The sequence below is a fragment of the Pseudarthrobacter woesei genome (assembly GCF_055412745.1).
Genome location: NZ_JBVAYU010000002.1, coordinates 415082 through 441039, shown reverse-complemented (window position 1 = coordinate 441039; position 25958 = coordinate 415082). Strand labels below are relative to the sequence as shown.

28 protein-coding genes are annotated in these 25958 nt (G+C 66.9%); 11 read left to right on the top strand and 17 right to left on the bottom strand.

Features of this window, described 5'->3' with window-relative positions:
* Positions 1–81 precede the first annotated feature (81 nt).
* Together ACZYZE_RS05150 and ACZYZE_RS05145 are read left to right on the top strand one after the other, a co-directional pair.
* Positions 82–354, top strand: coding sequence for a glutaredoxin family protein (locus ACZYZE_RS05150; RefSeq protein WP_459317429.1), 273 nt, complete (start codon positions 82–84; stop codon positions 352–354).
* Positions 355–444: 90 nt separating this feature from the next.
* Positions 445–1140 carry a redox-sensing transcriptional repressor Rex gene (locus ACZYZE_RS05145; protein WP_459317430.1) on the top strand — a complete coding sequence of 232 codons (696 nt, stop codon included), beginning with the start codon at positions 445–447 and terminating at the stop codon, positions 1138–1140.
* A 51-nt stretch (positions 1141–1191) separates the two neighbouring features.
* Here ACZYZE_RS05145 and ACZYZE_RS05140 read toward each other — a convergent pair whose 3' ends face one another.
* The 3 genes from ACZYZE_RS05140 to ACZYZE_RS05130 all read right to left on the bottom strand — a co-directional run bounded on the left by ACZYZE_RS05140 (position 1192) and on the right by ACZYZE_RS05130 (position 3745).
* A complete protein-coding gene (locus tag ACZYZE_RS05140; RefSeq protein WP_463906611.1) occupies positions 1192–1866 on the bottom strand; it encodes a hypothetical protein in 675 nt (224 codons plus the stop codon).
* A gap of 237 nt (positions 1867–2103) precedes the next feature.
* Positions 2104–2943, bottom strand: coding sequence for a hypothetical protein (locus ACZYZE_RS05135; protein ID WP_463906610.1), 840 nt, complete (start codon positions 2941–2943; stop codon positions 2104–2106).
* Between the two features lie 253 nt (positions 2944–3196).
* Positions 3197–3745: a YceI family protein gene (locus ACZYZE_RS05130; RefSeq protein WP_463906608.1), complete on the bottom strand. Its 549-nt coding sequence runs from the start codon at positions 3743–3745 to the stop codon at positions 3197–3199.
* Positions 3746–3955: 210 nt separating this feature from the next.
* On the opposite strand from ACZYZE_RS05130, the gene ACZYZE_RS05125 reads away from it, so the two are divergent.
* The 5 genes from ACZYZE_RS05125 to ccsB are packed head-to-tail and all read left to right on the top strand — an operon-like array spanning position 3956 to position 8970.
* Positions 3956–4621, top strand: a complete 666-nt coding sequence (locus tag ACZYZE_RS05125) for a histidine phosphatase family protein (RefSeq protein WP_459317434.1) — start codon at positions 3956–3958, stop codon at positions 4619–4621.
* Position 4622: 1 nt separating this feature from the next.
* Positions 4623–5249: a TlpA family protein disulfide reductase gene (locus tag ACZYZE_RS05120; RefSeq protein ID WP_463906607.1), complete on the top strand. Its 627-nt coding sequence runs from the start codon at positions 4623–4625 to the stop codon at positions 5247–5249.
* A gap of 15 nt (positions 5250–5264) precedes the next feature.
* Complete coding sequence (locus tag ACZYZE_RS05115; protein WP_463906605.1) at positions 5265–6020, top strand: cytochrome c biogenesis CcdA family protein; 756 nt, start codon at positions 5265–5267, stop codon at positions 6018–6020.
* Positions 6020–7864 carry a cytochrome c biogenesis protein ResB gene (resB, locus tag ACZYZE_RS05110; protein WP_463906604.1) on the top strand — a complete coding sequence of 615 codons (1845 nt, stop codon included), beginning with the start codon at positions 6020–6022 and terminating at the stop codon, positions 7862–7864. The genes ACZYZE_RS05115 and resB overlap by 1 nt, the downstream gene beginning before the upstream one ends.
* The gene (gene ccsB / locus ACZYZE_RS05105; RefSeq protein ID WP_463906603.1) at positions 7864–8970 is read left to right on the top strand and encodes a c-type cytochrome biogenesis protein CcsB; all 1107 of its coding nucleotides are present in this window, start codon (positions 7864–7866) and stop codon (positions 8968–8970) included. The genes resB and ccsB overlap by 1 nt, the downstream gene beginning before the upstream one ends.
* A 50-nt stretch (positions 8971–9020) precedes the next feature.
* Here ccsB and ACZYZE_RS05100 read toward each other — a convergent pair whose 3' ends face one another.
* Positions 9021–10010 carry a hypothetical protein gene (locus ACZYZE_RS05100; RefSeq protein WP_463906601.1) on the bottom strand — a complete coding sequence of 330 codons (990 nt, stop codon included), beginning with the start codon at positions 10008–10010 and terminating at the stop codon, positions 9021–9023.
* A 134-nt stretch (positions 10011–10144) separates the two neighbouring features.
* Here ACZYZE_RS05100 and ACZYZE_RS05095 point away from each other — a divergent pair, with 134 nt between their 5' ends.
* Positions 10145–10984 carry a DUF4158 domain-containing protein gene (locus ACZYZE_RS05095; protein ID WP_463906600.1) on the top strand — a complete coding sequence of 280 codons (840 nt, stop codon included), beginning with the start codon at positions 10145–10147 and terminating at the stop codon, positions 10982–10984.
* Positions 10985–11461: 477 nt separating this feature from the next.
* Here the strand turns inward: ACZYZE_RS05095 and ACZYZE_RS05090 are convergent, their stop codons facing one another.
* From ACZYZE_RS05090 to ACZYZE_RS05080, 3 genes are all read right to left on the bottom strand, one after another.
* Positions 11462–12031: a sulfocyanin-like copper-binding protein gene (locus ACZYZE_RS05090; RefSeq protein ID WP_463906597.1), complete on the bottom strand. Its 570-nt coding sequence runs from the start codon at positions 12029–12031 to the stop codon at positions 11462–11464.
* Positions 12028–12279: an SHOCT domain-containing protein gene (locus ACZYZE_RS05085; protein ID WP_463906595.1), complete on the bottom strand. Its 252-nt coding sequence runs from the start codon at positions 12277–12279 to the stop codon at positions 12028–12030. The genes ACZYZE_RS05090 and ACZYZE_RS05085 overlap by 4 nt, the downstream gene beginning before the upstream one ends.
* A gap of 109 nt (positions 12280–12388) precedes the next feature.
* Positions 12389–13081: an ArsR/SmtB family transcription factor gene (locus ACZYZE_RS05080; protein ID WP_463906593.1), complete on the bottom strand. Its 693-nt coding sequence runs from the start codon at positions 13079–13081 to the stop codon at positions 12389–12391.
* Between the two features lie 95 nt (positions 13082–13176).
* Between ACZYZE_RS05080 and ACZYZE_RS05075 the strand changes: the two genes are divergently transcribed.
* Both ACZYZE_RS05075 and ACZYZE_RS05070 read left to right on the top strand, forming a co-directional pair.
* Positions 13177–14571, top strand: coding sequence for an MBL fold metallo-hydrolase (locus ACZYZE_RS05075; RefSeq protein WP_463906591.1), 1395 nt, complete (start codon positions 13177–13179; stop codon positions 14569–14571).
* Positions 14568–15857, top strand: coding sequence for an MFS transporter (locus ACZYZE_RS05070; RefSeq protein WP_463906590.1), 1290 nt, complete (start codon positions 14568–14570; stop codon positions 15855–15857). The genes ACZYZE_RS05075 and ACZYZE_RS05070 overlap by 4 nt, the downstream gene beginning before the upstream one ends.
* Positions 15858–15948: 91 nt before the next feature.
* Here the strand turns inward: ACZYZE_RS05070 and ACZYZE_RS05065 are convergent, their stop codons facing one another.
* The 5 genes from ACZYZE_RS05065 to ACZYZE_RS05045 form a co-directional block, all read right to left on the bottom strand.
* Positions 15949–17130 (bottom strand): cysteine desulfurase family protein, encoded by a 1182-nt coding sequence (locus ACZYZE_RS05065; protein ID WP_463906586.1) that lies wholly within the window; start codon positions 17128–17130, stop codon positions 15949–15951.
* A complete protein-coding gene (locus ACZYZE_RS05060) occupies positions 17127–17579 on the bottom strand; it encodes a hypothetical protein (protein WP_463906583.1) in 453 nt (150 codons plus the stop codon). The genes ACZYZE_RS05065 and ACZYZE_RS05060 overlap by 4 nt, the downstream gene beginning before the upstream one ends.
* Positions 17579–17929, bottom strand: a complete 351-nt coding sequence (locus tag ACZYZE_RS05055; protein ID WP_463906580.1) for a DsrE/DsrF/TusD sulfur relay family protein — start codon at positions 17927–17929, stop codon at positions 17579–17581. The genes ACZYZE_RS05060 and ACZYZE_RS05055 overlap by 1 nt, the downstream gene beginning before the upstream one ends.
* 311 nt (positions 17930–18240) lie before the next feature.
* Complete coding sequence (locus ACZYZE_RS05050) at positions 18241–19512, bottom strand: coiled-coil domain-containing protein (RefSeq protein ID WP_463906577.1); 1272 nt, start codon at positions 19510–19512, stop codon at positions 18241–18243.
* A 1124-nt stretch (positions 19513–20636) separates the two neighbouring features.
* A complete protein-coding gene (locus tag ACZYZE_RS05045; protein WP_459317440.1) occupies positions 20637–21065 on the bottom strand; it encodes a PLD nuclease N-terminal domain-containing protein in 429 nt (142 codons plus the stop codon).
* A 132-nt stretch (positions 21066–21197) separates the two neighbouring features.
* Between ACZYZE_RS05045 and ACZYZE_RS05040 the strand changes: the two genes are divergently transcribed.
* Entirely contained in the window at positions 21198–21506 is a 309-nt protein-coding gene (locus ACZYZE_RS05040) for a DUF4229 domain-containing protein (RefSeq protein WP_459317441.1), read from the top strand.
* Here the strand turns inward: ACZYZE_RS05040 and ACZYZE_RS05035 are convergent.
* The 5 genes from ACZYZE_RS05035 to ACZYZE_RS05015 all read right to left on the bottom strand — a co-directional run bounded on the left by ACZYZE_RS05035 (position 21503) and on the right by ACZYZE_RS05015 (position 25911).
* Positions 21503–22384 (bottom strand): 1,4-dihydroxy-2-naphthoate polyprenyltransferase, encoded by an 882-nt coding sequence (locus ACZYZE_RS05035; RefSeq protein ID WP_459317442.1) that lies wholly within the window; start codon positions 22382–22384, stop codon positions 21503–21505. The two genes, ACZYZE_RS05040 and ACZYZE_RS05035, sit on opposite strands and share 4 nt — an antisense overlap.
* Positions 22385–22432: 48 nt before the next feature.
* A complete protein-coding gene (locus ACZYZE_RS05030) occupies positions 22433–23572 on the bottom strand; it encodes an AMP-binding protein (RefSeq protein ID WP_463906574.1) in 1140 nt (379 codons plus the stop codon).
* 25 nt (positions 23573–23597) lie between these two features.
* Positions 23598–24551, bottom strand: a complete 954-nt coding sequence (locus ACZYZE_RS05025) for a 1,4-dihydroxy-2-naphthoyl-CoA synthase (RefSeq protein WP_459317443.1) — start codon at positions 24549–24551, stop codon at positions 23598–23600.
* Between the two features lie 21 nt (positions 24552–24572).
* Positions 24573–25013 carry a VOC family protein gene (locus ACZYZE_RS05020; protein WP_463906571.1) on the bottom strand — a complete coding sequence of 147 codons (441 nt, stop codon included), beginning with the start codon at positions 25011–25013 and terminating at the stop codon, positions 24573–24575.
* 136 nt (positions 25014–25149) lie between these two features.
* Complete coding sequence (locus ACZYZE_RS05015; protein ID WP_463906569.1) at positions 25150–25911, bottom strand: CPBP family intramembrane glutamic endopeptidase; 762 nt, start codon at positions 25909–25911, stop codon at positions 25150–25152.
* Positions 25912–25958 lie beyond the last annotated feature (47 nt).

The following is a 25958-nucleotide window of genomic DNA, read 5'->3' as shown; positions in this document are numbered from 1 at the left end:
TTCCCGTCGGCCGGGCCGCGGAGACGGGACCGGATGTGCCGCGCGTCGACGCCGGACGGTCCGCCGGGCTACCGTGGAACCATGCCCACTCCCGCGCCCCTCCCCGAAGTCGTTCTGATCACCAAAGCCGACTGCCACCTCTGCGCCGCCGCGCGCGCCGCAGTCGGCCGTGTCACAGAAGCCCTCGGGATCGGCTGGAGCGAACAATCGGTTGACGACGACGCGGCGTTGCGTGAGCGCTATGCCGAGGAGATCCCGGTGGTGCTGGTGGATGGAGTCCAGCGGGATTTCTGGAAGATCGACGAAGCCCGGCTGGACCGGACCCTGCGGCGGGCCCTTCAACAAGGGACCTGACTCACCGCGGTCCCAAAAGCCCCCGGCTTTGTTGGCCGAACTGCAGTGGCTCTAGAGTGGAAGGCACAACGCGACGCAATGGAGCAGATAGTGACTTCGCTGGATTCATCTCCCGAGGCGGTACCCGGGGGAACAGGGACTGCAGCCAAACAGATTCCCCCCGCGGCCGTATCCCGGCTGACCATTTACCTGCGCGCCCTGACCACCTTGCTGGCCGAAGGTGTGGACCGCGTCTCCTCCGAATCACTGGCCGAAGCCTCGGGTGTCAGTTCCTCGACGCTCCGCAAGGACCTCTCCTTCGTCGGGTCCTACGGCACTCGCGGTGTCGGCTACGAAGTCCAGTACCTCAACCGGCACATTGCCGCCGCCCTCGGCCTGACACATGACTGGAAGGTCGCGATTGTCGGTGCGGGCAACCTCGGCAAGGCCCTCGCGCGGTACGGCGGCTTCGAATCCCGGGGCTTCGATATCGTCGCGATCTTCGACGCCGACCAGATGGTGGTGGGCAGTGAGGTCGGCTGGCTTCGGGTCAGCGACGCAGCCGATCTTCAGCCGGTGCTACAGCGCACCGGTACCAACATGGTGGTGCTGGCACTGCCGGCCGCGGCGGCGCAGAGCGTCTGCGACCGCGTGATTGCTGCCGGCGTCCGCAGCATCCTCAGCTTTGCCCCGGTGATGCTCCAGGTGCCGCCGGGGGTCAACCTGCGCAAGGTGGATATGGCCACCGAACTCCAGATTCTCGCGTACCACGCACAAAGGGCGCAGAATCCGGAGGATGCCGACTAGCTTTAGTCAGACCGTCCGGCTCCTGCGCCCTCTGCGCTGGTGCCTGCCTGTTTAGTAAGGTCCGCCCGGCTGTCCGTACGGATTGGCGAACGGCTGCCGCTTGCTGAAGTAGGGCGAGTTCGCCGGCAGGTACAACATCACAATGCCGGCAATGCCGAGCACGGCCGCCAGGGTTGCGAGGCTCAGCGGAAAGAGGCTGAAAACCGACAAGGCAGCGAAAACCGTGCCAAGGATCCGTGCCCAGTTCTTGCCCTTGCGGATGTTTAAAGCAACGAGCGCGTAGAGTCCGGCGCCGATTGCGGCGAAGACGAGTATGGTGCCGGTCAGGAACGGCTTGATGTCATTGAACGTCACGTCGGCGCCGCCGGCAGCCGCCATCTGCTGCTCGAACATGTCCCGCATGTCGGCGCTCTCCAACGCCCCGAGTGAGACGAGCAGGGAGATTACCCACACCACGCCGGAGGCGACGATGAGCCAAAATGCGGTGTTGACCTGCTTTGGCGCGGCTGAGGGACCCTGCGGCTGGCCGGACGGGTACTGGGCGTAGGGGGACTGGCCGTATTCGGACTTCCCGTACTGGGGCGGGACCTGGCCGTACTGGGGGGCGGCAGGGGCGTTCTGGCCGTACTGGGGGGCGGCCGGCGCGTTCTGGCCGTACTGGGGCGTCGGCTTTTCGCCCGGCGCGGGGCCGTCCGGGTTGGCCGGCGGGACGGGAGGGATACTCATGGCGGTCCTTTGCATGTCGGTCTGGAGCGGCTGCCGGGACCAGCATCCTGCCCTGCCCCCAGCATGGTTTATCTCCACCGTACCGCGGGCCGGCTGCTGCGCGGATCATTCCCGAGAGGTATTCTCAGCCCGCGCACAACCCTTCCGACGTAGCATATGCAGGGAGGCCGCTGCGGGGCTTGACGCCCTGCAGCGGCCTCTCATATACGCTTTTGTCGGCTTCTGCCCGACCTCGGATCAGGCGCGGCCCCGGATGGAAGCGAACCAGGCCTGGGAATTCGGCAGCCACATCAACACGGTTGCCGCGAGGCTGACGATGAAGCCTGGCCAGCTGGTGCCCCGTCCGTCCACGGCATTGGCGCTGATGATGGTCAGCACGAGGGAGATGCCGGCCACGATCGTGAGGGCGAACCGGGCCCATTCACGGCCTTCCTTCATCTTCATGGCCAGGATGATCTGGGCGGCGGCCAGCGCGAGTGCAACGAGCACCAGCAGCAGGACCACCAGTCCCACGCCAGGCGCGAACGCGAAGAGCACAAATGATCCGAACAGGCCGATGATGCCGCCCAGCAGGCCCAGGAGCCCGCCGATAAGCCAGACCCAGTAGGAAACCTTGAGTTCGGTCGGCATCCCGGTGACGGTGAACATGCCGGAGAAGCCGCCCCGGGGCATTACGTCGTTGAAGTTTTTAGGACGGTCAGTCGGCATCTCGAAGCGGAATCCGCCCGCAGGCGCAGGCTGGCCTTGCGGGTACCCCTGCTGGCCGGGAGCCTGATAGCCCTGCGGAGCCTGATAGCCCTGCGGAGCCTGGCCGTAGCCCTGCGGTGCCTGGCCGTAGCCCTGCGGCGGCTGGTAGCCCTGCTGCTGAGCCTGGCCGTACCCCGGCGGAGCCTGGTAGCCCTGTTGCGGTGCCTGGCCGTACCCCGGCGGAGCCTGGTACCCCTGCGGCGGCTGGTAGCCCTCGGGGACCTTCGGTGTTACCTGGGGCGGCTCGGAGCCGGCGGGCGGAACATTGTTGTCCTGCGGCGGCTGGGCACCCGGCTGCTGCGGCGGAGGTACATCACTAGGGTTGCTCATGGCTCTCACTGTAGACCGCGAATGTGCCGATATCTAGGAATCTGAGCCGATGGCGGACGATGTCGGGACAACCGGAAAGACGGGGCCCGAGACAGTCCAGCCCCACCTCCAGCACCACCCCCGGCGGCAGCCGCGGTGGCCAAGCCTGCTTGAACACAGCAGCCCGCTCCATCACGGGGATGGAGCGGGCTGCCGGCGGGTTCAAGCCGCGGAGCCGGCCTGCGTGAATCCCAGGCCGGCCTAAGGTTCCTGGCTAGGCTGCGGGAGCGATGAAGGCCAGTTCGAGGCTGACGGCAACCTTGTCGCTGACGAGCACTCCGCCGGCTTCGAGGACTGCGTTCCAGGTGAGGCCGAAGTCCTTGCGGCTGATGGTGGTCTCGGCGGACAGGCCGGCGCGGGTGTTGCCGAACGGGTCGACAGCAACGCCGTTGAACTCGGTCTCAAGGGCCACCGGGCGGGTAACACCCTTGATGGTGAGCTCACCCTGGAGTTCGTAGGCGTCACCCTTGGGGACGATGCTGTTGGAGACAAAGGAGATTTCCGGGAACTGCTCGACGTCGAAGAAGTCTTCGCCGCGGACGTGGCCGTCGCGGTTGACGTCGCCGGAGTCGAAGCTCGCGGCCTTGATGGTGGCGCTGACCTTCGAGTCGGCGACGTTCTCGGCGAGGTCCAGGGTGGCTTCGGCATCCTTGAACTGGCCGCGTACCTTGCTGATGCCTGCGTGGCGGACGGTGAAGGCAATCTCGCTGTGCGAGTTGTCGAGGGTCCAGGTGCCGGTGGTGACGTTGACGGGAAGTGCCATGGTGTTTCTCCTTGAGTCGGGTGGGTGGTGCGGTAGGTCTGATCGTTGGTTGAAACCTCATTTGTTGAAGTCTCAACTAACTGCTTCACCCAGTATAAACATGCATTTGCATCTTTTATTCCGTCCGGGGGGAACATTTCTCCAAACTCGTCAGTTCTACCTGTCGTAGAAGATTTCAAATCGCCCGACATCTTTGCGAAACTGGTACACATGCCCCAAGCCACTGTTCATTTGCTCCGCCACGGCGAGGTCCACAATCCCGACGGTGTCCTGTACGGAAGGCTGCCGGAGTTCCACCTCTCCGAGCTCGGCCGGGAAATGGCCCGGACGCTGGCGGAGCACTTCAGTGAGCGGGCCGCGCAGGGTGCGAAGATCGTCCACCTCGCCGCCTCCCCACTGACCCGCGCGCAGGAGACGGCACAGCCCATCTCCGAGGCGCTCAACCTCGGGATCACCACCGAGGACCGGATTATCGAGGCCGCCAATTACTTCGAGGGAGTCCACGTCACCAAGGCCGAACTCCTCAAGCCGAAGCACTGGCCGATGCTGCGCAACCCGCTCCGGCCCTCCTGGGGGGAGCCCTACAAGGAACAGGCGGCCCGGGTGATCGCCGCCGTCCAGGATGCGCGCCTTCGGGCAATCGAACTCGGCGGACCGGACGCCGAGGCCATCCTCGTCAGCCACCAGTTGCCCATCTGGGCCACCCGGCTCAGCGCCGAGGGCAAGCCCCTGTGGCATGACCCGCGCAAACGCGCATGCACGCTCACCTCGCTCACCTCGCTGGTGTTCGACGACGCCGGGAACCTCGTGCGCGTCGACTACAGCGAGCCGGCTGCCGCCCTTCTTCCCGGTGCCTCGAGCACCCCGGGGGCCTAGGGTGGGCGGCACGAGTTCTCCCGTCACCAACCCGGCGCTGTCCCGCCGCAGCGTCCTGACAGCAGGAGGCGCGGCGCTCGCCGTCGTGCTGGGGCTCTCCGGCTGCGCGCAGGAGGATGCGCTGGCCAAGCAGGCCAAGGCCGGCGACAACAAGAATTACGTGGCCGGCGACGGCTCGGTGACGGAGTTTGCCGTGGCGGACCGCAAGACGCCCATTGCCATCAAGGGCTCGCTCTTCGATGGCACCGCCGTGACGCCGGATGCCTTCCAGGGCAAGGTCACCGTGCTCAACTTCTGGTTCGCCGCGTGTGCCCCCTGCCGGGTCGAGGCGCCCTCGCTGGAGGCCCTGCACCAGGAGTTCAAGGGCCAGGGCGTGCAGTTCTTCGGCGTGAACCTCCGCGATGAGAAGGCCACCGCGGATGCATTCGACAAGTCCTTCAACCTCACCTACCCGAGCTTCAACGACAAGGACGGTGCGGTGCTGCTGGCTGTCTCCGGCCTCGTTCCGCCGGGCGCCGTCCCCACCACCCTCGTGCTGGACAAACAGGGCCGGGTAGCGTCCCGCGTCCTCGGCGAGATCCAGAAGGGCACCCTCAAGTCCCTCATCGCCGCAGCCGTGGCCGAGTAGCGGACGGCCCAGACCGTGAACAGCCCCTTCGCCGAAGCCATCCTGAGCGGATCGCTCCTGCTGGCCATCCCCGTGGCGCTCCTGGCCGGATTCGTCTCCTTCCTCTCGCCCTGCGTGCTGCCCCTTGTGCCGGGATACCTGGGCTACGTCACCGGCCTGACCGGCGTCGACCTCCAGAAGCAGAAGCGCGGCCGCATGCTCGCCGGAATCGGGCTCTTTGTCCTGGGCTTCTCGGTGATCTTCGTGCTGCTCGGCGGGGCATTTGGCCAGCTGGGCACGCTGATCACCGGCTCGCAGAACAAGTGGATCACCCAGGTGCTGGGTGTCCTGGTGATCATCATGGGCGTCGTCTTTATGGGCGGATTCGGCTGGCTCCAGCGTGATGCCAAGATCCAGGCGAAGCCGCCGGCCGGGCTGTGGGGCGCGCCCCTGCTGGGCATCACCTTCGGGCTGGGCTGGGCGCCGTGCATCGGCCCGACCTACTCGGCCGTGCAGTTGCTGAGCCTCTCCGGCGGATCCTCGGCGGCCAAGGGCGCGTTCTTGGCATTCGTGTATAGCCTTGGCCTGGGCATTCCCTTCCTGCTGATTGCCCTGGCCGTGCGCCGCGGAATCGGCGTGATGTCCTTCTTCCGCAAGCACCGGCTCGCCATCCAGCGCACCGGCGGCGGCATCCTGATTGTGCTGGGCCTGCTGATGGCCAGCGGTGTGTGGGGAACCTGGGTTTCCGAGTTGCAGTACTGGTTCCAAAACGATGTGAAATTGCCGATCTGATGAGCGAGCGAGTGAACGTAAAGAAGAAGTCCCCGGCCCCCGGCAGCACGCCTGACGGCAGCACGCCTGACAGTGCAAAGCCTGACGGCGCCGGCCCTGTGGCCGCCGCGAAGGCGGAAGCTGTCCTGCCGACTCTCGGCCCGCTGAGCATGCTCCGCTGGGCCTGGACCCAGCTGACTAGCATGCGCACTGCGCTGTTCCTGCTGCTGATGCTTGCCGTGGCCGCCGTGCCCGGTTCGCTCTTCCCGCAGCGGCCCGCCAACCCGTCGATCGTCACGCAGTACATCAAGGACCACCCGGACTACGGCAGGATCCTGGACTCGCTCCAGCTCTACGACGTGTACTCCTCGGCGTGGTTCTCGGCCATCTACATCCTGCTGTTTATCTCGCTGATCGGCTGCGTCGTTCCCCGCGCCATCGCGCACTACAAGGCGATGCGCTCCCAGCCCCCGCGCACCCCCGCACGCCTCTCGCGGCTGCCCGAATATGGAACGCTCGTGATCCCCGCCGACGCCGGGATCCCGGCGTCGCGCGCCATCTCCGACGCCGCCGCGCTGCTGAAGAAGCGCGGCTACCGCATCGACGTCCGGGACCGCGACGGCGCCCGGCCGTCCCTGGGTGCCGAGCGCGGCTTCCTGCGCGAAGTCGGCAACCTCCTCTTCCACACCTCACTGATCGGAGTACTGGTCTCCATCGCAGTCGGCGGCCTGTTCGGCTACAGCGGGCAGCGGATCCTGGTGGAGGGCGACACCTTCGTGAACACCCTCGTGGGCTACGACCAATTCACCCCGGGCACCAACTTCCAGAGCGGTCAACTGCAGCCCTATTCGGTCCAGCTGGACAAGTTCCAGGTCACGTTCGACCGGGAATCGAAGGGTAAGTTCGGCCAGCCCATCGACTTCAAGGCCGATGTGACCACCAAGGAAACCCCGGACGCACCCGCCAAGAAGGACGTGCTGAAAGTCAATGACCCGCTGACCCTGGGCGGCACCAGCATGTACCTCACCGGCAACGGCTACGCACCCGTAGTTACCATCCGCGACGGCGCCGGCAACGTCGCCATGCAGGGCCCCGTCGTGGCCAAGCTGCAGGGCGACAACTACTACTCCTCAGCGGTCATCAAGGTCCCGGACGCCAAACCGGAGCAGCTCGCCTTCGCCGGCTTCTTCCTGCCCACCGCGTTTGTCACCGAGGAAGGCGTGTCCTTCAGCGGTGATCCCGAGCTGTTCAACCCCCAATTGACCCTGAACTCGTACTACGGCGACCTCGGGCTGGACGACGGCGCCCCGCAGAACGTCTTCGAGCTCGACGTCAAGAAGCTCACACCGCTCAACGCCCGCAACCTCGACGCCGGCGGCATCACCCTTTCGCCTGGCGCCAGCTACACCCTGCCGGACGGCAAGGGCTCCATCAGCTTCGACGGCGTCAAGCGCTACGTCGGCGTCGACATCCACCACAATCCGGGCCAGCTCTACGCCCTAATCTTCGCGCTCCTGGCGGTCGCCGGCCTGGTCACCTCGCTGTACGTGAACCGCCGCCGCGTCTGGGTCCGGACCGGATCCCACGAGGATGGCCGCACCATGGTCGAATACGGGCTCCTGGCCCGCGGCGAAGACCACCGGCTTGCCGGGGAGTCCGCCACGATCCGCAGGATGCTGGCCGGCGCCTGGGATCTTGACGGCGCGGCCACCGGTTCCCAGTCAGCTCCCAGCGGGAAGGCGGATAATGGCCGGGCGGAATCGGATATGTCCGGTGCCGGCCAGGAGCCGCCCTCCCCGGACCATCCCGCAGCAGGCTTCATCCCGTCATCAGCCGGCCCGCCCGAGTCAAAGAAGGACCAGTAATGCTCCCCATCAACGAAACCATGGGCCAGTACAGCGAGCTGTTTGTGCTCCTCGCGGCGGGCACCTACACGGTGGCGTTCATCGCCTTTGCCTGGGACCTGGCCAAGAGCAGCAACGTGTTGCGCGCGGTGGACCTCAAGGCTGCCGGGCTCTCCGGTGCTGAGGCTGCCCGCGTTCCGGTCGCGGCCGGCGTCGGTGCCTCACCGGGTGCCGCGGACCGCGCCGACTCGGATGTGGCCGGGCCCGTCGGACGGGCCGAGCGCCCGTCGTCGTCCGTTTCGCGCACTGCGGCGGGTAACGCCGGGATCGGCCAGACCGCCGACGGCGCCATGCGCTACGCCGCCGAACGACGCGTCCCCGCCCGGGTCGCCGTCGCCCTGACCGTGCTGGGTGCGGCGATTCACGCCGCGGGCGTCATCACGCGGGCCATCGGCGCGGGCCGGGTGCCGTGGGGCAACATGTACGAGTTCCTGACCACCGGCGCGTTTGTGGCGGTGGCCGTCTTCCTGATGGTGCTGATCCGGCGCGACCTGCGCTTCCTTGGCACCTTCGTCATTGGCTTGGCCATCATCATGCTCGTCGCGGCGTCCGTGGCCTTCTGGACGCCGGTGGGGCACCTCGTTCCCGCGCTGCAGAGCTACTGGCTGATCATCCACGTCTCCATTGCCGTGATGTCCTCCGCGCTGTTCACCCTGACGTTCGCCATGTCCGCCCTCCAACTCGTGCAGTCGCACCGGCAGAAGACCATCGCGGCCGGCGGTGCGGACAAGCTGGGCTTCATGCGGCTTGTGCCGTCCGCGCTGAGCCTGGAGAACCTGTCCTACCGGATCAACGCGATCGCCTTCGTCGGCTGGACCTTCACGCTCATGTTCGGTGCCATCTGGGCCGAGAAGGCCTGGGGCCGCTTCTGGGGCTGGGACACCAAGGAAGTCTGGACCTTCGTAATCTGGGTGGTCTACGCCGGCTACCTGCACGCCCGGGCCACCCGCGGCTGGACCGGAACCCGTGCCGCATGGCTGTCGATTGTCGGCTACCTGTGTGTGGTCTTCAACTTCACTATCGTGAACCAGTTCTTCAACGGCCTGCACTCCTACTCCGGGCTGTAGCCCAATCCCCGGCCCGCGATTCGCCACAGATGGCCGCTATGGAATCCCGTTTAGCGGCCATCTGCGTCGGATGGGCGCGGGGCGTGGCGGGCATTCCGGCTCACTCTTGGCCCCGGACCAGTGGCACCCGTCCAGCCGCGCTCGGTCAGCGCGGCGCGCACGCGGATAACTGCAGTCGGCTCCATGCCCGGGGAGAACGGGGTCAAATCCCACTGGGTCAATACGACAACGTGCCACCCGGCATCCCTAGCGTTCTCATCCCGGAAGATATCGCTGCGACGCTGCGCCGGATTGGCATGGTGCGCGCCGTCGTACTGGATTGCTATCTTTTCTTGCTCATAGGACAGGTCCGGGTCCTGGATCCAGCCGCCGGTCGCGTCGAACATCGGGACGTTAATTCCCGGTTCGGGCAGGCCGTAGCGGATCAGAAGTAGCCGGAGCTCTGTCTCTTTAGGGGAGTCCGTGCCGGCGCGCATCAGGGCGCGGGCACGAATTGCGCGCCGGTAGCCCGGCCTGGCTTTCTTCCCGGCGAGGAATTCGTCCAGTGCATCGATTGTGGCCGGCGGGTTCCTCCGCCGCAACAGGAAGTCCCCGGCAATCACCAAATCATCGAGGTTCAGTATGCCGGCGAGGTCGAACCACGTCCGCAGCGGGGACGTGCAACTCACCCTGACGCCGGCCACGACCTCCGCCGGTTCCAGTGACAGCTCATGGCCAACAACGTTCCGACGCCGCACAGCTCGCTTGCCCGGCGGGCTGGTCAGATGGACGGCTGTCAGGTTCTCCAAGGACTGCGGCAGGGGGAATCCCCACAACGCTGCCGCAGACAGATGGCTCACAACTGCCCCGGTGACAGCAGCCAGGGAATGCAGGCGTTCCAGCAAGTTGTCAGGGGTGACGGCCGTGGCCCGCACTCCGTAGCACGGGCTGAGCAGATCTTGAGCCCGGGTCCGACGTCGGCTCAGCCCGGCGGTTCGGGCCTGGGCCACGGTGAAGGGCTGGTTTCGAAGATGCGGGGGAAGCTCGCTGGGATGGTGCATATGAGCATTCTGCTCCCGCCTGACGGGGTGCCAGGGGTTTATCCACAGGGCGGGGGTCGAGGACCACTCCGCGGAAAAGTAGCGCTAAGGATCAACCGATCGCAACGATTGCTAGCGTCGATCGTTGAGAGAGCATGGCTGGTGAATATTTATCGGCTGCCGAAGAGGCGGCGTACGGGCGGTATGCGCATGAAGCTCCGGAACAGTCGGTGCTGGAGCGGTTTTTCTTCCTCGATGACTTGGATCGCGAGTTGGTGGCGAAGCGGAGGGGCGACCACAACCGGCTCGGTTTCGGACTCCAACTTGTGACCGTTCGTCATCTGGGTGCTTTCCTGGATGATCCCGTCGATATTCCGACCGCTGTCGTCGATTTTGTTGCGGTGCAGGTCGGCGTGGCCGATCCGTCGTGTGTGAAGCGGTACGTGGAACGGAAGCAGACTCGGTTCGAGCACCAGTGGGAGATCGCCGAGGTATACGGTTTCGTCACCTACGCCTCGATGGAGACGGAGCTATTGGAATGGGTGGACCGGCAGGCGTGGACCAGTGACGCGGGGCCGAAGACGCTGTTTTTCGCGGCGGCGGCCTGGCTACGCGGGCGCCGCGTGCTATTGCCGGGAGTAAGCACCCTCCGAGACCAAGTGGCCGGCGTCAGGAAGAAGGCCGAATCCCGGCTACATGATGCTCTCGCCGCGGTGGTGACAAGTGATCAGGCTGCGGCTCTCGATAGGGTGCTTCTGGCTCCCGGACAGGGGCGGCGGTCCCAATTGGATTTGTGGCGTCACCCGCCACGCAGAGATCCATCGGGTCGGTCGATGGTGAAGGCGCTTGACCGGGTGTCCGAAATCGCGGCCCTGCGTCTGGGCGAGGTCGATATCGCGGGCACGGGTGTTTCCAAGCGGCGAATGCTGCAGTTGGCCCGGTCCGGAATGAACGAAAAAGCGCCGAAACTTGCCCGGCATCCGGACAGCCGGTAGAACGTTACATAGGCGAGTACACGGCAAGTATTACAAAATGAGCTCCGTGTTTCCGCGCCTTTTCGAACATGCCCTGGAGTGTCTTGCGAACGAACGATTCAGAGACACGTCTATCTGTTGTTCGGTCGGGTGACCGTGACCGGTTTAGATGGCCCCGGTAGGACGTGGTGGTTTCCCCGCGGGGCGGACTAAGGACGCCGATTAGGCCGCGAATTCCTCTCCGGCCCGAAGGGGGCGGCGGAGGTATCGTAGAATCCATTTGACGATATCGTGTTTCGATATCCATCTTCGATGGCGATACGCCACTGAAGTCCTCAAAGGCTTTCGGGAGCTCAGCAGAGTATTCGGCGTGCGTGTCATCTCCGAGGTTGGGTCGGGGTCTGTTGTTGAGTGGCCCGGCGGTCCGTGCTGGACTAGCTCGCCGGCTGGACCTTGGGGGCGGAGAATGTGCTCGTCTTCTGATGCGTTCCGGCCGGTTTAGGTCACGGTGAGCTGGGTGTACATCCCTGCCCAGTAGTGGCCGGGCAGGTTGCAGAACAGCTCATATCGCCCGGGCGGCAGGTCAAGTGTGATCCATCCGGCCGCAAATGGGAGGATCCCGTCGCCCTCGCCTTCGGCGCAGGTAGCGGCGGCCTCGGCCAGGCTGCCGGCCTCGTCGATTTTTCCGTCCCGGCCCACCGGGCGGGTTCCTGCGGTCCGGGTGTCCGCCAGCGGGAGGATCATCATCTCATGACCGGTGTTGCCGGCGTTGGTTACCAGGAATGACACCTCGCCGCGTGCCACGGTGACCCGGCCGGCGGTCAGTTGCATGCTGCCGCGCAGCATCCCGGAGCCGCCCATCATGAACCCTCCCATGTCACTGGCCGTGACATTGACGACAGTGCCGGCGAGGCTCGGCGCCGTGCACCGGGCGGCCCCGGGAAACCCGGAGCCTCCCGGATTCGTTCCACCGTTCATCAGAACTATGGCCGTCATGGACAACGCGGTCAGAACAAGGGTCGCGATGACACCGAGCAGGACCTGCGCTTTGCGGGACAGTGTTTTCACGGCTTGCTTCTGAGAGCGGCTCGGCGTTCATTGAACTCGGTTGCGTCGATTTCCCCGCGTGCGAAGCGTTCGTTGAGGATCCGCTCAGGGTCATCGTGAGGGGTCCCGTAGGATCCCCAGCCGCCGGGCTGTCCGCCGCGGATCAGGAGGATCACCACTGTCGCCACACCTCCCCAGAACAGCAGCATCATCAGCGCCATGACCACCCAGCCGCCGATGCCCCAGTCGCCATACCATCCGGACATCATGCCCGGACCTCCTTTTTCTGCAGTTGTGACCGCTGCTTGCTTACACCTTTGCCTGATGAGCATCGAGCGAACAGGGTCCTTGGTCACGGAATCGTCGGCCGTCCCCTTGCTAGGCGGCCGTGCCGGATTCGACCGGCAGGCCGCCGAGGCGCCATTCCAGCATTCCTTCGTTCAGCCGCATGGCTCTCCGGCCGGTGGAGTGCAGCAGGTCCACGGCCTCGTAGGCCAGGACGCAGTAGGCGCCGCGGCAATAGGCAACGATCTCCCGGTCCTCGGGCAGTTCGGAGAGCCTGTCGCGGAGTTGCTCGAGCGGGATGGAGAGGGCGCCGGGGATGTGGGCGGCCTGGTATTCCTCGTCGGGGCGCACATCGAGCACCGTCACTGTTCCCGCGCCGGCCCGGGCCAGGAGGTCCTCGCGTGTGACTTCCTCGTCGCCGGCCCGTGCGCCCTCCAGTCCCAGGTACGCGACGCGCTTGGATTCGACGCCGGTCACGTGCTCCTGTGCAACAGAACGGAGCAGGCTGTAGAGCTGGAGGATATCGGGGCCGGCGAGGTCGTAGTGGATCCGGTTGCCGTCCCGCCGGGTGGTAACCAGTCCGGCCTGCCGGAGGGCCTGCAGGTGGGCGGAGGCGGTGCTTAACCCCAGCCCGGCGGCGGCCGCAAGGGTTTCCACGCTCCGTTCCCCCTGGCTGAGCAGGTCCAGCAGTTCCAGCCGCTTGCCGTTGGCCAGGGCCTTGCCGACCCTGGCGAACTCCTCGAAGAGTTCCGATTTCCTGGCCTTGTCTCCCACTTGCTCCTCCAAAGATCCATGTAATACTGGAACAAATACTATTCCATGTATATCTGGAATGCCACTCTACCGCCGGGGCACGCCCCGGTGCGGAAGGAATGAGAACCATGGGCTCCTTAAATCTGATCCCCGTCGTAGACGAGGGACTGGGCAACTCGACATACCTGCTCGACCTCGGTGACGGCCGCGCTCTAGTCATGGACCCGGAGCGAGACCTGCGCCAGGTGCGCGCCGAGGCCTCCTCGCGCGGATTGAGTATCGCCTACGCGGTGGAAACCCACCTGCACGCAGACTTCATCTCCGGCGTCGTTGAACTTGCTGAGATTGACGGCGCCACCGTGTTGGCCCCCGGGGTCGGCCCCCGTGGCTTCGCCCACACCGGACTCACCGACGGTCAGGCCGTCGAGATGGGCCGTTTTACCCTGCAGGCTCTGCACACCCCCGGGCACTCCCCGGAGCACCTGTCCTACCTGCTGTTCGACGACGGGGATCTGGCCGGGATCTTCACCGGAGGCTCGCTGATGGTCGGCACGGCCGGGCGCACCGATCTGGTCAGCCCGGACATGACAGTACCCCTGGCCCGGGCCCAGTACCGGTCCCTGCAGAAGCTGATGGAGTTCCCCGACGCCACGCCGGTCTGGCCCACCCACGGGGCCGGCTCCTTCTGCTCCGCCGGCGGCAGCGGCGACCGGATTACGACCATCGGCGCCGAGCGCGCCACCAACCCGCTCCTGCAGGTCGACGGCGAAGACGCCTTCGTCGATGCACTACTGGGTACGCTGGGGACCTTTCCCGACTATTTCCTTCGCCTGGGCGAGATTAACAAGCGCGGCCCTGCCGTCCTGCGGGAAGCGCCACGCCTCACGCCGCTGTCGGCTACAACCGTTGGAACGCTCATCCGCGACGGCGCGCAGGTAATCGACGCCCGGCAGCCCGCCGACTACGCCGCCGGCCACGTCCCCGGCTCGCTCTCGATCCCGTTCCGCCCCGTCTTCGCCACGTGGCTTGGATGGCTCGCCACCCCGGACCGACCCGTGGTCATCGTCCGCGGCCCGGAACAGGACCCCGCCGACATTGCCACCGCCGCGGCGAAGGTCGGCTTCGACACCCTCGCCGGTGAACTGGACGGGGGCTACCCCGCCTGGGCGCAGGGACACCCGGGTGCAGACGCGGTGTCCCTGATCGAGCCCGGGCAAATGATTGACCGGCTGCAGGCCGGGGCCACCGTGCTCGACATCCGCCAGACCGGCGAGTACGCGGCAGGGCATGTCCCCGGCGCGGTGAACATCGAACTCGGCCACCTCGCCGAGAATCTCGCCGGCGCACCCGCAGGCCCGGTCATCGTGATGTGCGGCCATGGTGAACGCGCCATGGGCGGAGCAAGCATCCTCGCCGCGTCCGGCCGCACCGGCATTGGGGTATTCAACGGCGGACCCGAAGACTGGGCGTCAGCCGCCGGCCGCGACGTCGAAACCGGCACGGGCATGGCGGTCTCCAAATGAGCAGCCACGACACCACTACCGCGAAAAACGGCACAGGCACCCGGCCACCCATCACCCTGGGCCTCCGCCAGAACCTTGCCCAGTTCATGCTCCTGGTCGCCGTCAATGCGCTCGTCGGCGGCACCCTCGGCCAGGAACGCACCGTGCTCCCGCTGCTGGCCGGACAGGTCTTCCACCTGGATCTCTACACGTCCGCCCTGACCTACATCCTGGCCTTCGGACTCGCCAAGGCCGGCACCAACTACTTCGCCGGGACCCTCTCGGACCGCTACGGCCGCAAACCCGTGCTGATCGCCGGATGGCTGATCGCCCTGCCCGTGCCGTTGCTGCTGATCTTCGGACCGTCCTGGGGCTGGATCGTGGCCGCCAACGTGATTCTCGGCATCAGCCAGGGACTGACCTGGTCCACCACTGTGGTCATGAAGATGGACCTCGTCGGCCCGTCCAAGCGGGGCCTGGCCATGGGCCTGAACGAGGCCGCCGGCTACCTCGGCGTCGCCGGAACCGCCCTCGCCACCGGCTACATCGCGGCCAACTATGGGCTGCGCCCCGGACCGTTCCTGCTCGGCGCCGCCTACATCGCGCTGGGACTCGGCCTCTCCGTCTTCGCCGTGAAGGAAACCCGGGGCCACGCCCGGCTCGAAGCCGTAAACCATACGGCCGCCCACGCCGGCGCCCACGGACACCTGAGCAACCGGGAAATTTTCACCCTCACCAGCTTCCGGGACAGGTCCCTCTCCTCGGTCAGCCAGGCCGGCATGGTCAACAACCTCAACGACGGCCTCGCCTGGGGCCTCTTCCCCGTCCTGTTCGCCGCCGCCGGCCTGACGATCGAAAAGATCGGTATCCTCGCCGCCGTCTATCCTGCGGTCTGGGGCGCCGGGCAGCTCGTCACCGGGGCGCTGTCGGACAAATACGGGCGGAAATGGCTGATCGTCGGCGGCATGCTCGTCCAGGCCGCCGCGCTGGCGATGGTGGCCGTCGGCCAGGACTTCGGGATCTGGCTCGCCGCCGCCGTCCTGCTTGGCCTCGGCACGGCAATGGTCTACCCCACGCTCCTGGCGGCCATCGGCGACGTTGCCCACCCGGCGTGGCGGGCCAGGTCCGTGGGAATCTACCGGCTGTGGCGCGACGGCGGGTTCGCCGTCGGCGCGCTGCTCGCCGGCATCCTCGCCGATGCCTACGGGATCCCGGCAGCCGTCGCCGTCGTCGCCGCCCTCACCGGGGCATCCGGCGTCCTGGTCGCGGTCCGGATGCGCGCCACCGATCATCACCGGCAGGCCTAAATGAAGCACTTGCGTCATGGTGTTCGTCCTCCGTGGCCGCTGCCCGGGACAGGAGAATCCCCGCCGGGGCAACGCAGCGACTGGTGGAGGCTCAGCGGCGTGCGTCGATGTTTCTGACCGCACGGGCGATGGCGTCGGCGGCGCCCGCGACGTCCTGCTCATGCGTCCAGCGGCCGAGGGAAAGGCGGATGGCGCCGAGTGCGCCGCCGGGGTCGATGCCCATCGCCAGCAGGACAGGGGAAGGCTCGTGCGCGCCGGAGTGACAGGCTGACCCGGTGGACGCAGCGATCTGCGGCGCGGCGGCGAGGACCTCGTGCCCGGCGACGTCGTCGATGCGCAGGTTGGCAGTGTTGGGCAGCCGCTGGCCCGGGTGGCCGTGGAGGTGGACCCGGCCCGGCAGCAGGGATTCCAGTTGCGCGACCAGAAGGTCCCGGAGCGTGGCGAGCCGTTGTAATTCCCCGGCGGCCAGGGCCGTACCGGCGAGCTCGGCGGCGGCGCCGAGCGCGGCGGCGAAGGCGACGTTCTCGGTACCGGCCCGCAGCCCGCGTTCCTGACCCCCGCCGCCGATCAGCGCGGTGACCCGCACGCCGCTGCGCACGTACAGGGCCGCGATGCCTTTCGGGGCGTACATCTTGTGCCCGACCACAGTAAGCAGGTCAACGCCGAGCGCCCCGACGTCGACGGCGATTTTCCCGGTGCTCTGGGCGGCGTCGGTGTGCAGGAGGACGCCGTGTGCGTGGGCCACGTCGGCGATCTCCCGGAGGGGCTGGACGGTGCCGGTCTCGTTGTTCGCGTGCATGATCGTGACTAGGACGGTGTCCGGGGTGATGGCTGCTGCGACGTCGCCCGGGTCGAGGAGCCCGTGGCCGTCGACCGGCAGGTAGGTCACCTCGACCCCGTGCCAGTCCTGCAGTGCCCGGCACGCGGCGAGGACGGCGGGGTGCTCGGTGTCCTGCGTGATGACGTGCGCGGTCCGCCCGTTCATTTTCGTGGCGGCGGCCATTACGGGTCCCCGGATCGCCAGGGCGTCGGCTTCCGAGCCGCTGCCGGCGAAGATGATCTCCTGGGCGCCACACCCGAGGAGCGCGGCGACGCGGCCGCGGGCGAGGCGCAGCGCGGCCTTCGGCGCCTCACCGAAGAAATGGTCGCTGGAGGGATTACCGAAGTCTGCTCCGAGCAGTGGCAGCAGGGCCTCCAGGACGCGCGGGTCCACGGGGGTGGTGGCGTTGTAGTCCAGGTACGTCGGGGTAAGTGCCGGAATGGGGGTGTTCATAGCCACCTTCGCAGGACGTTGTACTCGAACAGGACCTTGCCCAGGTGCCGGTGGCGGCTCGGTGGCCGGACCTTGACCGCCGGGTCGGGCTGGGCGTAGAAGTCGCCCGACCCGTAGGCGGCCTTGCCGTAGCCGGTTTCGATGAAGCAGCAGCTGTGTCCGGCGAACCTTTTCGTGCCGGGGTCGATGGCCTCGATGTCGCCGATGACCACCTCGATGCCCCGCCGCCGTAGCAGGTGTAGCGGTCCCGTGACCTGTTCGGAACGGCGATCACCGGACATCACCCGCAGATAGGAGGCCGCGAAGGTAAAGTCCGGGTCCTGGTTGACCAGGACGAACCGGTGCCGTTGGTCCAGACGGCGTCTGAGCCGGTTAGCCGCAGCCACGCCGCCGATGCCCCCGCCCAGCACCAGCACGGTCTGATCGGGGCCTTGGCCCTGGCCGCCCACTAGAACACCAGCACCTTGTCGGCGGCCAGGGTCCAGTCGGTGAGTGCGTTCAGCGTGGACCGCTGGGCGTTCTCGGTCAGCATGGCCTCGGTGATGCCGCGGGCATCCATGCAGGTGCCGCAGCAGCCGATTTGTCCGCCGTTGCGGGCCACGACCGACAGCATCCGGTCGAGCTTGTAGTAGCCCTCGGGTGTCTTCTGCCCTGACATGGCGACGGTCACGCCGTCGCCGAGCAGGAAGACCTGCATGCTCACGTCCTCGCGTTTGGCCATCGATGCGGCCAGACGAAGCGCGTTATAGGTTGCGTCCTGACCGTAGGCGGCACCGTTAATGATCATCAGAACTTTCATGGGGCCCGCGTATCCTTATTCTGCTCGAGGCGAGGGGGCGGTGGTGACAGAAACCGCAAGTACTGGCCAAGCGGGTCCAGCCGGCGCCGCAGAACGCTGCCGGGTCAGCGTTGGCCGGGGTGACAGGAGACGGCCTTTCGGGCGGCCAGCCCGAAGATCGACTGCTTTGCCATGGTGTGTTGCCTATATCTTCTGCCTTTCAAGGACTGTTACTGCCGTTTGCGGAATCTTTCTGCTACCCCGACCCGACACGAGGTCGATCGGGGGAACTGATGACATCGACAGACCGAAATGAACCAACACGTGACGGATCAGAAGCTGTCGCTGCCCCCGGAATCACTGCCGCGGCCGCCGCGCAGGATCGAATCGATCAGAATCCCGCCCAGAACGGCTCCGCCGAGACCCCCTCCACAGCCGCGGCCCCCGAACATGCCGCCGCCGTACCCCCGGTTGTCCAGGCCGCCGAAGCCCTGCACATCGTTCTGGGCGAGCTCTGCCGCCCGGGACGCCAGAGCGCCGGCCTGCTGCGCGTAGCTCAGCGCCGTTACAGGATCCGTCTGCTGGTTGAAGAGCGCGGTGTCCAAATTGCGTTGCGCCTCGGCCAGGCGTGTCCTGGCCCCGGGTCCCACACCGCCGCGGCGGGCGGCGATGTAGTCCGAGGCTGCCGAGATCCGGGCCTGTGCATTCATGATGGCCTGCTGGAGTGCCTGCCCGGCGCGCCGCGCCTGGTCCTGTTGGTTCCGGATCCCGGAGAGGGCCTGATCCAGGCCTTGGCGCGCCGCTTCCATGCGCTGCAGCGCGGCGATCGGGTCGATCCTTCCGGATTGCAGCTGCTGTTGCACCTGGCTCAGGACCGCCTCGGCGCCTGCGACGGGGCCGGCGAGGTCGGTGTGCTGGCCGGCCGCCATGGTGGCCTTGGCCTGGGCGAGGTCCTGTGCGGCATCCTCCACCGCGCGGTCGAGATTGGTCCGGGCGGCGTCAAGGTCGCGCGAGACCTTGACGATGGCCTCAACCAGGACGTTGGTCTGATGCAGGCTTTCTTCGGCAGCGCGGACAGCGACAGCCGCGGCCCCCGAGTCAGCCTCAGTGAGCTTCTGCTGTGCAGTCCGCGCGGCGGTGTCCAGAAATTTCAACCGTTCCCGGGCCTGGACGATGTTGTCCGAGACCGGTGCGACCGCCGCATCGGAGTACCGTACGCGCAGCCCGGTCATGCTGTGCTCCGCGCCCTCTACCGTGGCCGCTGCCTCAGCGCTGCCGGCCCGGAGCCGTTCGAGGGCCCGTTGCGCGTTCTTTTCCAGTTCCCGCAGGGAATCGAAGGAGGCTTTCTGTTCGGCCAAGGCTTGGTCGGCCGACTCACAGCGCCTGATGATCTCCGTGTACCACGCCCGCTGCTGTTCCTCGGTGTCCGGGACAGCATCGTCGAGCTGCTGCTGGAGTTTAAAGGACTCGCTCAGGTTCCCTTTGGCATCGGCAAGGGCCTTCACAAAGGGCGCAACCGAGACGTCCCCGTACTGGGCCTGCGCGAATCCGGCTTCCTGCTCGCTGGAGCGCACGGCGTCGTCGGCTGCTATCAGCAGTGACACGGCCCGTTGCTTCAGCTCCGGAAGACTCAGCACCGCTGGCTGATCTCGCCGGCCGCCGTTGCGCGGATGTACCCCCGGCTCTTCTGGTGGTGTCCCCCGGTCGGTAAGTAGCACCAACCGAGCCCGGTATTCCTGCGTGCCCAGCTCGCCGCCAGCATACCGTTCGTCGAGGATCCTTCGTGCGTTGCTCCTGCCCGCGGCGGCGTTGCGGTCCTGCCCCGGTGTCGGTCCGGGTCCTCTTCGGCGGGTGCCACCGGATAAAGCCCGGGCCGCGAGAGCCGCCACTAAAACGGCGACTGCGACCGGGAGCAGCCAGAATAACCAGGACCAGTCCGCCCCTGGCCCGTACCCGCCCATCATCGCGTGCCTCCTTCGGCCAACCGCACTCCAAAGCGGTCCGGCTCCAGCCTACGCCCCCTACCTCCAGGGATGTGACCCGAACTCTGCCCCCGTGCGGCCCCCTGTTCAGATCAGCTTGGATACGTGGCTGCCGCGCACCTCCGGCCATTCCGCCGCTCCCCGGGATGATTCCCGACGCTATGTTCAGGCCAGGGACGAGAGCAATGATCAGGGCATCCACCCCCTGCCAGAGCGCACTCGAAGGCAATGGTGGTCCCGCGGCAGCCACGAGGGGGTAAGCCGATCGCCAGACCACAGCGTCAGCGCTGCGGCGTTTGGAGCCAATCAAAAGCCGGCCACATGCCACTTCCCCGAACAGCTCACCCACAGCCCGCCCTCCGTGCCGGTGTTCGCGGCCCGTGGAAGGTGGGACCAGTGCCGCGGACGCTAAAACCGCGCGCCCATCACCGCGGGGATCCAAAAGAGTCTGCCAGAACCCATACGCGCCCCGTGAACGTCTTGGTCATTTTGATGCCTAGCGCTACTTTTCCGCGCAGTGGTCCTCGACCCCCAGGGCGGGCAAGGGGTGGGGAAAGAGTAGGAAATTGCGGGCGGCATGCATGGGTGCGGTTAGGTGATGGCCGTTCGGCGGAGATGGCCGCTATGAGGGCTGGCATAGCGGCCATGTGTGGCGAACGGGTGACGTCTCGACCCGAGATGGGGCATCGCACGCAACCCTGTTTGGGTCCAGGAGAAGGGAACAGCGGCAGGGGGCCGGAGAAGCCCTATTTGACCTCGTCGGTGCCCTGAGCGCCGGCGTCGCCGGAACCGTGGGCGTCGCCGGCCTCGCCGGATCCAGGGGCTCCGCCGGTGCCGCCGTCGAGCTTAGGCTCCTTGGCATCGAGTTCGTCCTTGAGCCTTTTGAGCCGGTCGGCCTCGGCCTGGTTGCGGCGGCGGATTTCGAGCCGGCGCAGGAAATCCGGGTCGTCGTCGGGTGCGATGGTGTGGCTGTAAGTGGCGGGGGCCGGGGCCATGCCGCGCGGGCGGCCGATCAGGAACCACAGGACGGCGCCGATCACCGGAAGGACAATCTGGACCACGATCCATGCCGGCTTGGAAATGCCTTTGGTCTGGCGTGCATCAGTGCGGATCACATCGATGAGTCCGTAGACAAATACGACAAGAACGGCGACGATAACGACTACACGGAGCATATGTCCAGTCTAGCCTCCGGGGGAGTCTCCGGCTTCGTCAGGCCCCTGGGCCGGCGACGCAGACCGGGGAAGAATCAGCCATCGGACCACGCCCGTGGGGTGGGACACCTGCCGGGCGGCTAAACTTGAACTGTGGCATTCCTGAAATACTCCCTGATCCGTCTGGCGCTCTTCGCGCCGCTTTTCGCGCTGTTCGTCTACCTGCGGCTCGGATGGCTCCTCGCAGTCCTGTGCGCCGGCATGATGGCCTTCGCCATCAGCTACTTGTTCTTCCAGAAACAGCGCGACGAGGCGGCAGCATCGCTCCGCCAGCGCTTCTCGGGGAAAGCCAAGCCGCTGCGCAGCTCCGGTGAAGTAGCCGACGCCGACGCCGAAGACCGCCTCGTCGACGCCCACCCGGACGTCACCGTCCGTTCGGAGAACCGCCCGAAGGACTCCTAGAACCCGCGGCTCAGCACCAGGCCCAGCGAGAACAGCACGGCGTAGCCGAGGTTGATCAGTCCGGTCTGCTTGAGGACCGGAATCAGGCTCTTGCGCCGCCGCCCGGCGATCATCAGCCAGGACGGCATCAGGCAGGCCGGGATCAGCAGCAGCACAATCAGCATCCACGGCCGTCCCGGCGCGAGCACGATCGGCAGCAGGACCGCGACGGCGAGCATCAGGACGTAGCTTTCCCTGGCATGCTTGTCGCCGAGCCGCACCGCCAGCGTCTTCTTCCCGGCTTTCCGGTCGGTGGGGATGTCGCGGACGTTGTTGGCCATCAGCAGGGCGCAGGCAATGAGGCCGGTGCCAATCGCACCGATAATGGCGGCGAGGCTCAGCTGGCCGGCCTGCGTGTAGGTGGTGCCGAGCGTGGCCACGAGCCCGAAGAACACAAAGACGAACACATCGCCCAGGCCGAGATAGCCGTAGGGGTTCTTGCCGCCCGTGTAGCCCCAGGCCGCGAGGACACAGCCGATGCCCACGAGGATCAGCCACCACGCCTGCGTGATGATGACGAGCGTCAGGCCGAACACCATCGCCAGCGCGAACGCAGCGAAGGCAGCGTATTTGACCTGCTCGGGCTTCGCGGCGCCCGAGCCGACCAGCCGCAGCGGGCCCACCCGGTCCTCGTCGGTGCCGCGGATGCCGTCCGAGTAGTCGTTGGCGTAGTTCACGCCGATCTGCAGCAGCAGGGCCACAAGAGCGGCCAGGGCGGCGTTGAGCGGACGGAACGCGTCCATCTCGTACGCGGCCGCGGTGCCGATCAGGACGGGCGCGATCGCGGCCGGCAGGGTGCGCAGTCGGGCGCCTTGGATCCATTGAGCGGCTGTTGCCACGGTCAGTACCTCGCGTTGATTTGGCTAAACCGGGAGTGCCCGGCCTGTCTATTTTCCCTGATGCAGCTCGTGGAGCCGAACAATCATGCCCAGCCGGTCCGGTTTCCCGTTGGGCAGCATCAGCAGTTCACCCGCGACAAGCATGGTTTTTGGGGCGAGCCGGCCCAGGATCGGCGCCCAGGGGGCACCGGCGGTGAAGCCCTCGATGCCCTCCGGGGAGCTGTCCGCCACCGCAACGTACGCGGCGAGGGCCTGGCCCCACTCGGCGGAGGCGACGCCGGCGACAAAGGCGGCCAGCACGCCGTCGAGCTTCTCCAGCTCCGTCTGTACATGCGCGGCGGAGACTTTCACGCCGCCCGTGATGACGACGTCGTCGGCCCGCCCCAGGACCGTGAGCTTCCCGTCAGCAGCCAGCTCGCCGAGATCGTTCGTGCGGTACCAGCGGACTCCGCCCTCCTTGACGAACGCACCAGCCGTGAGTTCAGGGGAGTCCAGGTAGCCGGCAGCGATGGTGGCGCCGCCGAGCAGGATGCGCCCGTCGTCGGCAAGCTCCACCAAGACGCCGTCGAGCGGGACGCCGTCGTACACGCAGCCGCCGCAGGTTTCGGCGGAACCGTAGGTGGTCACCACGCGCACGCCGGCCTCGCGCGCAGCGGCTAGCAGCCGCGGTGGCGCCGGGGCGCCGCCGAGCAGGATGCCATTGAAGCGCCTGAGCACCGCGAGGGTTTCGGCGGAGGGGGAGTCCAGCAGCCGCTGCAGCTGGGTGGGGACGAGCGAGGTGAACCGGATCTTGTCCGTGAGCTCAAGCGCCGCGGCGGTGAAGGCTTTCGGTGTGAAGCCGCCGCTGAGGTCCATGACCCACGGCCGGGTGCCGGCGAAGAGTGAGCGGACCAGCACCTGCAGGCCGGCGACGTACTGGACCGGGAGTGCCAGCAGCCACTGGCCTTCGCCCCTGAGCGCCAGAGCGGTGGCCATCGACGAGGCCGCCAGCGCCTCAAGCGTCAGGACGGGCGCCTTGGGCATGCCGGTGGACCCGGAGGTCCGCACCACGGCGGCGGCGTCCTCAAAACCGGGTGTCTCGACCAGTTCGACGATCGTCGAACCGTCGGGTCCGGCGGAGAGCTCGACGGCGGGGCCCTCGCCGCGGAGGGCAGCGGCCAGGGCGGTCAGGGCGGGCTCGATGTTCATGGCTCCAGAAGTCACAGCGGCCGCCCTAGAAGTAGTACGGGAACTTGGACCAGTCCGGATCGCGTTTCTCCAGGAAGGCTTCCTTGCCTTCCACCGCCTCGTCCGTCATGTACGCCAGGCGCGTGGCTTCGCCGGCGAAGACCTGCTGGCCGGCGAGCCCGTCGTCGGCGAGGTTGAAGGCGAACTTGAGCATCCGGAGGGCCTGCGGTGACTGCCGGGCGATGTCCGCGGCGTATTCCAGCGCCACGTCCTCGAGCCGGGCGTGGTCCACGGCCTCGTTCACGGCGCCCAGCCGGACCATGTCCTCGGCCGAATATTCGCGGGCCAGGAAGAAGATCGCGCGGGCGGATTTCTGGCCGATCTGGCGGGCCAACAGCGCCGAGCCGTAGCCGGCGTCGAAGCTGCCCACTGTGGCGTCGGTCTGCTTGAACTTGCCGTGCTCGCGGGAGGCGATGGTGAGGTCGGAGACGACGTGCAGGGAGTGCCCGCCGCCGGCGGCCCAGCCGTTGACGACGGCGATGACCACCTTGGGCATGGTGCGCATGAGCCGCTGGACCTCAAGGATGTGCAGCCGGCCGGCGCGGGCGGGGTCGATGGTCTCCTGCGTTTCACCCTCTGCGTACCGGTACCCGTCACGGCCGCGGATCCGCTGGTCGCCGCCGGAGCAGAAGGAGTGGCCGCCGTCCTTGGCGGAGGGGCCGTTGCCGGTGAGCAGCACTGTGGCCACGTCCGGGGTCATCCGGGCGTGGTCCATGGCGCGGTACAGCTCGTCCACCGTGCCGGGGCGGAAGGCGTTCCGCACCTCGGGCCGGTCGAACGCGATGCGGACGGTGGGCAGGTCCCGCACCACCGTGCCGTCCGCGGAACGCTCCACCTGCCGGTGGTATGTCATGTCCTGGAAATCGTCGAAACCGGACACGGTGCGCCACCGGGCGGGGTCAAAGACGTCGGATACCTTGGCGGGGATTTCGTAGCTCACAGTCCGAGTCTAGTAATTGCCTCAGCTGATGCAGAACTCGTTGCCCTCCGGGTCCGTCATGGTGTGCCAGGAATGCGGTCCCTGGCTGGCAGTCCAGAGGAAGGTGGCGCCGCGGGCTTCGAGGGCGGTGCGCGCCTGGTCCTTGTCGGCGCCGGCCAGGTTGACGTCCCAGTGGATCCGGTTCTTGATGGTCTTTTCCTCCGGGACGGCCTGGAAGAGAATGCGGCGGGTGGGCGGCGCGGCGTCGAGTTCCTCGGGCGGGCGGATGGCCGCCCCGGCACCCCACACGAGTTTGCCGTTGTGCCGCACCGTGTCCGCATCGGTGGCGAAGCCCTGCTCGATCATGGAGCGGATGAAGTCCTCGTCCTGCGGCTCCACGGCCCAGTCCAGGGTTTCGGCCCACCAGTCGGCGAGCTCATGCGGATTCCGGCAATCGACGGCGATCTGGATGTTCAGTGTCATGGAAAGAAACTACGACGCCGGCGCGTGCGGCGGTAGGGTTCCGCGGAAGTTCCCGTCCTGCACCAAACAACGCGGGGTCACTTACAGCCCATGCCGGGCACCGGAATGGGCCGTAAGTGACCCCGCGTTGGACGGCTCAGGGCTGGACGTTCTGGAGCTGCTCCATTAGATCCGGCGGGATGGCGTAGATGAAGATGACCGCCAGCAGGTTTTTCGAGGCGTGGACGAAGTAGGAGAACATCACGTTCTTGCCGGTCCAGACGTAGACGAACACCAGGACGGCGCCCATCGCGAGGTAGGGCATCAGCACCGGCAGGGTCAGGTCCTCCTGGCCGACGATGTGGAGGGCGGCGAACAACACCACGGACAAGGCACAACACACCCAGACGTTGACCCGTCTGCTGAGCTTGCCGATCAGCAGGTGCCGGAAAATGTACTCCTCCACAAAGGGACCCACGATCACCAACAGCGGCACCATCAGCCAGGCCGGCACCTGCTGCATAAGCGCCTGCAGGCCGGCCTGGTTGGCGGACGTCTGCACCGGCCCGGTCAGCGCGACCAGGACCGCGGTGAGGATCATCATGGCCACAACGGCGAGGGGGACCATCAGCATGGTGAACCAGGGTCTGGTGGCGAGGACCCTGAGGTCCCGGGCGGCGACCTGCCGGACGGCGGCCAGGGCCAGGATGCCGATGCTGCCGTAGAAAATCAGGTTGACGGAGTAGGACGCCACGGCCGGATTCGGCGACAGCCGGAGCATCAGCGGGACCAGCAGCCCGCCGGCCACAGCGAAAAAGGCGGCCACTGCCACGTACAGGCCTGCCGTGACGAAATCGAGCCGCGAGAACCGGTAGAGTTCCGGCCGCGGTGCGGGTGGTGTGCGGAGAGCGGTGCCCATGCCACCAGCCTAGCGCCCCAGCAATTGGCCCACGGTGTCATACTTGA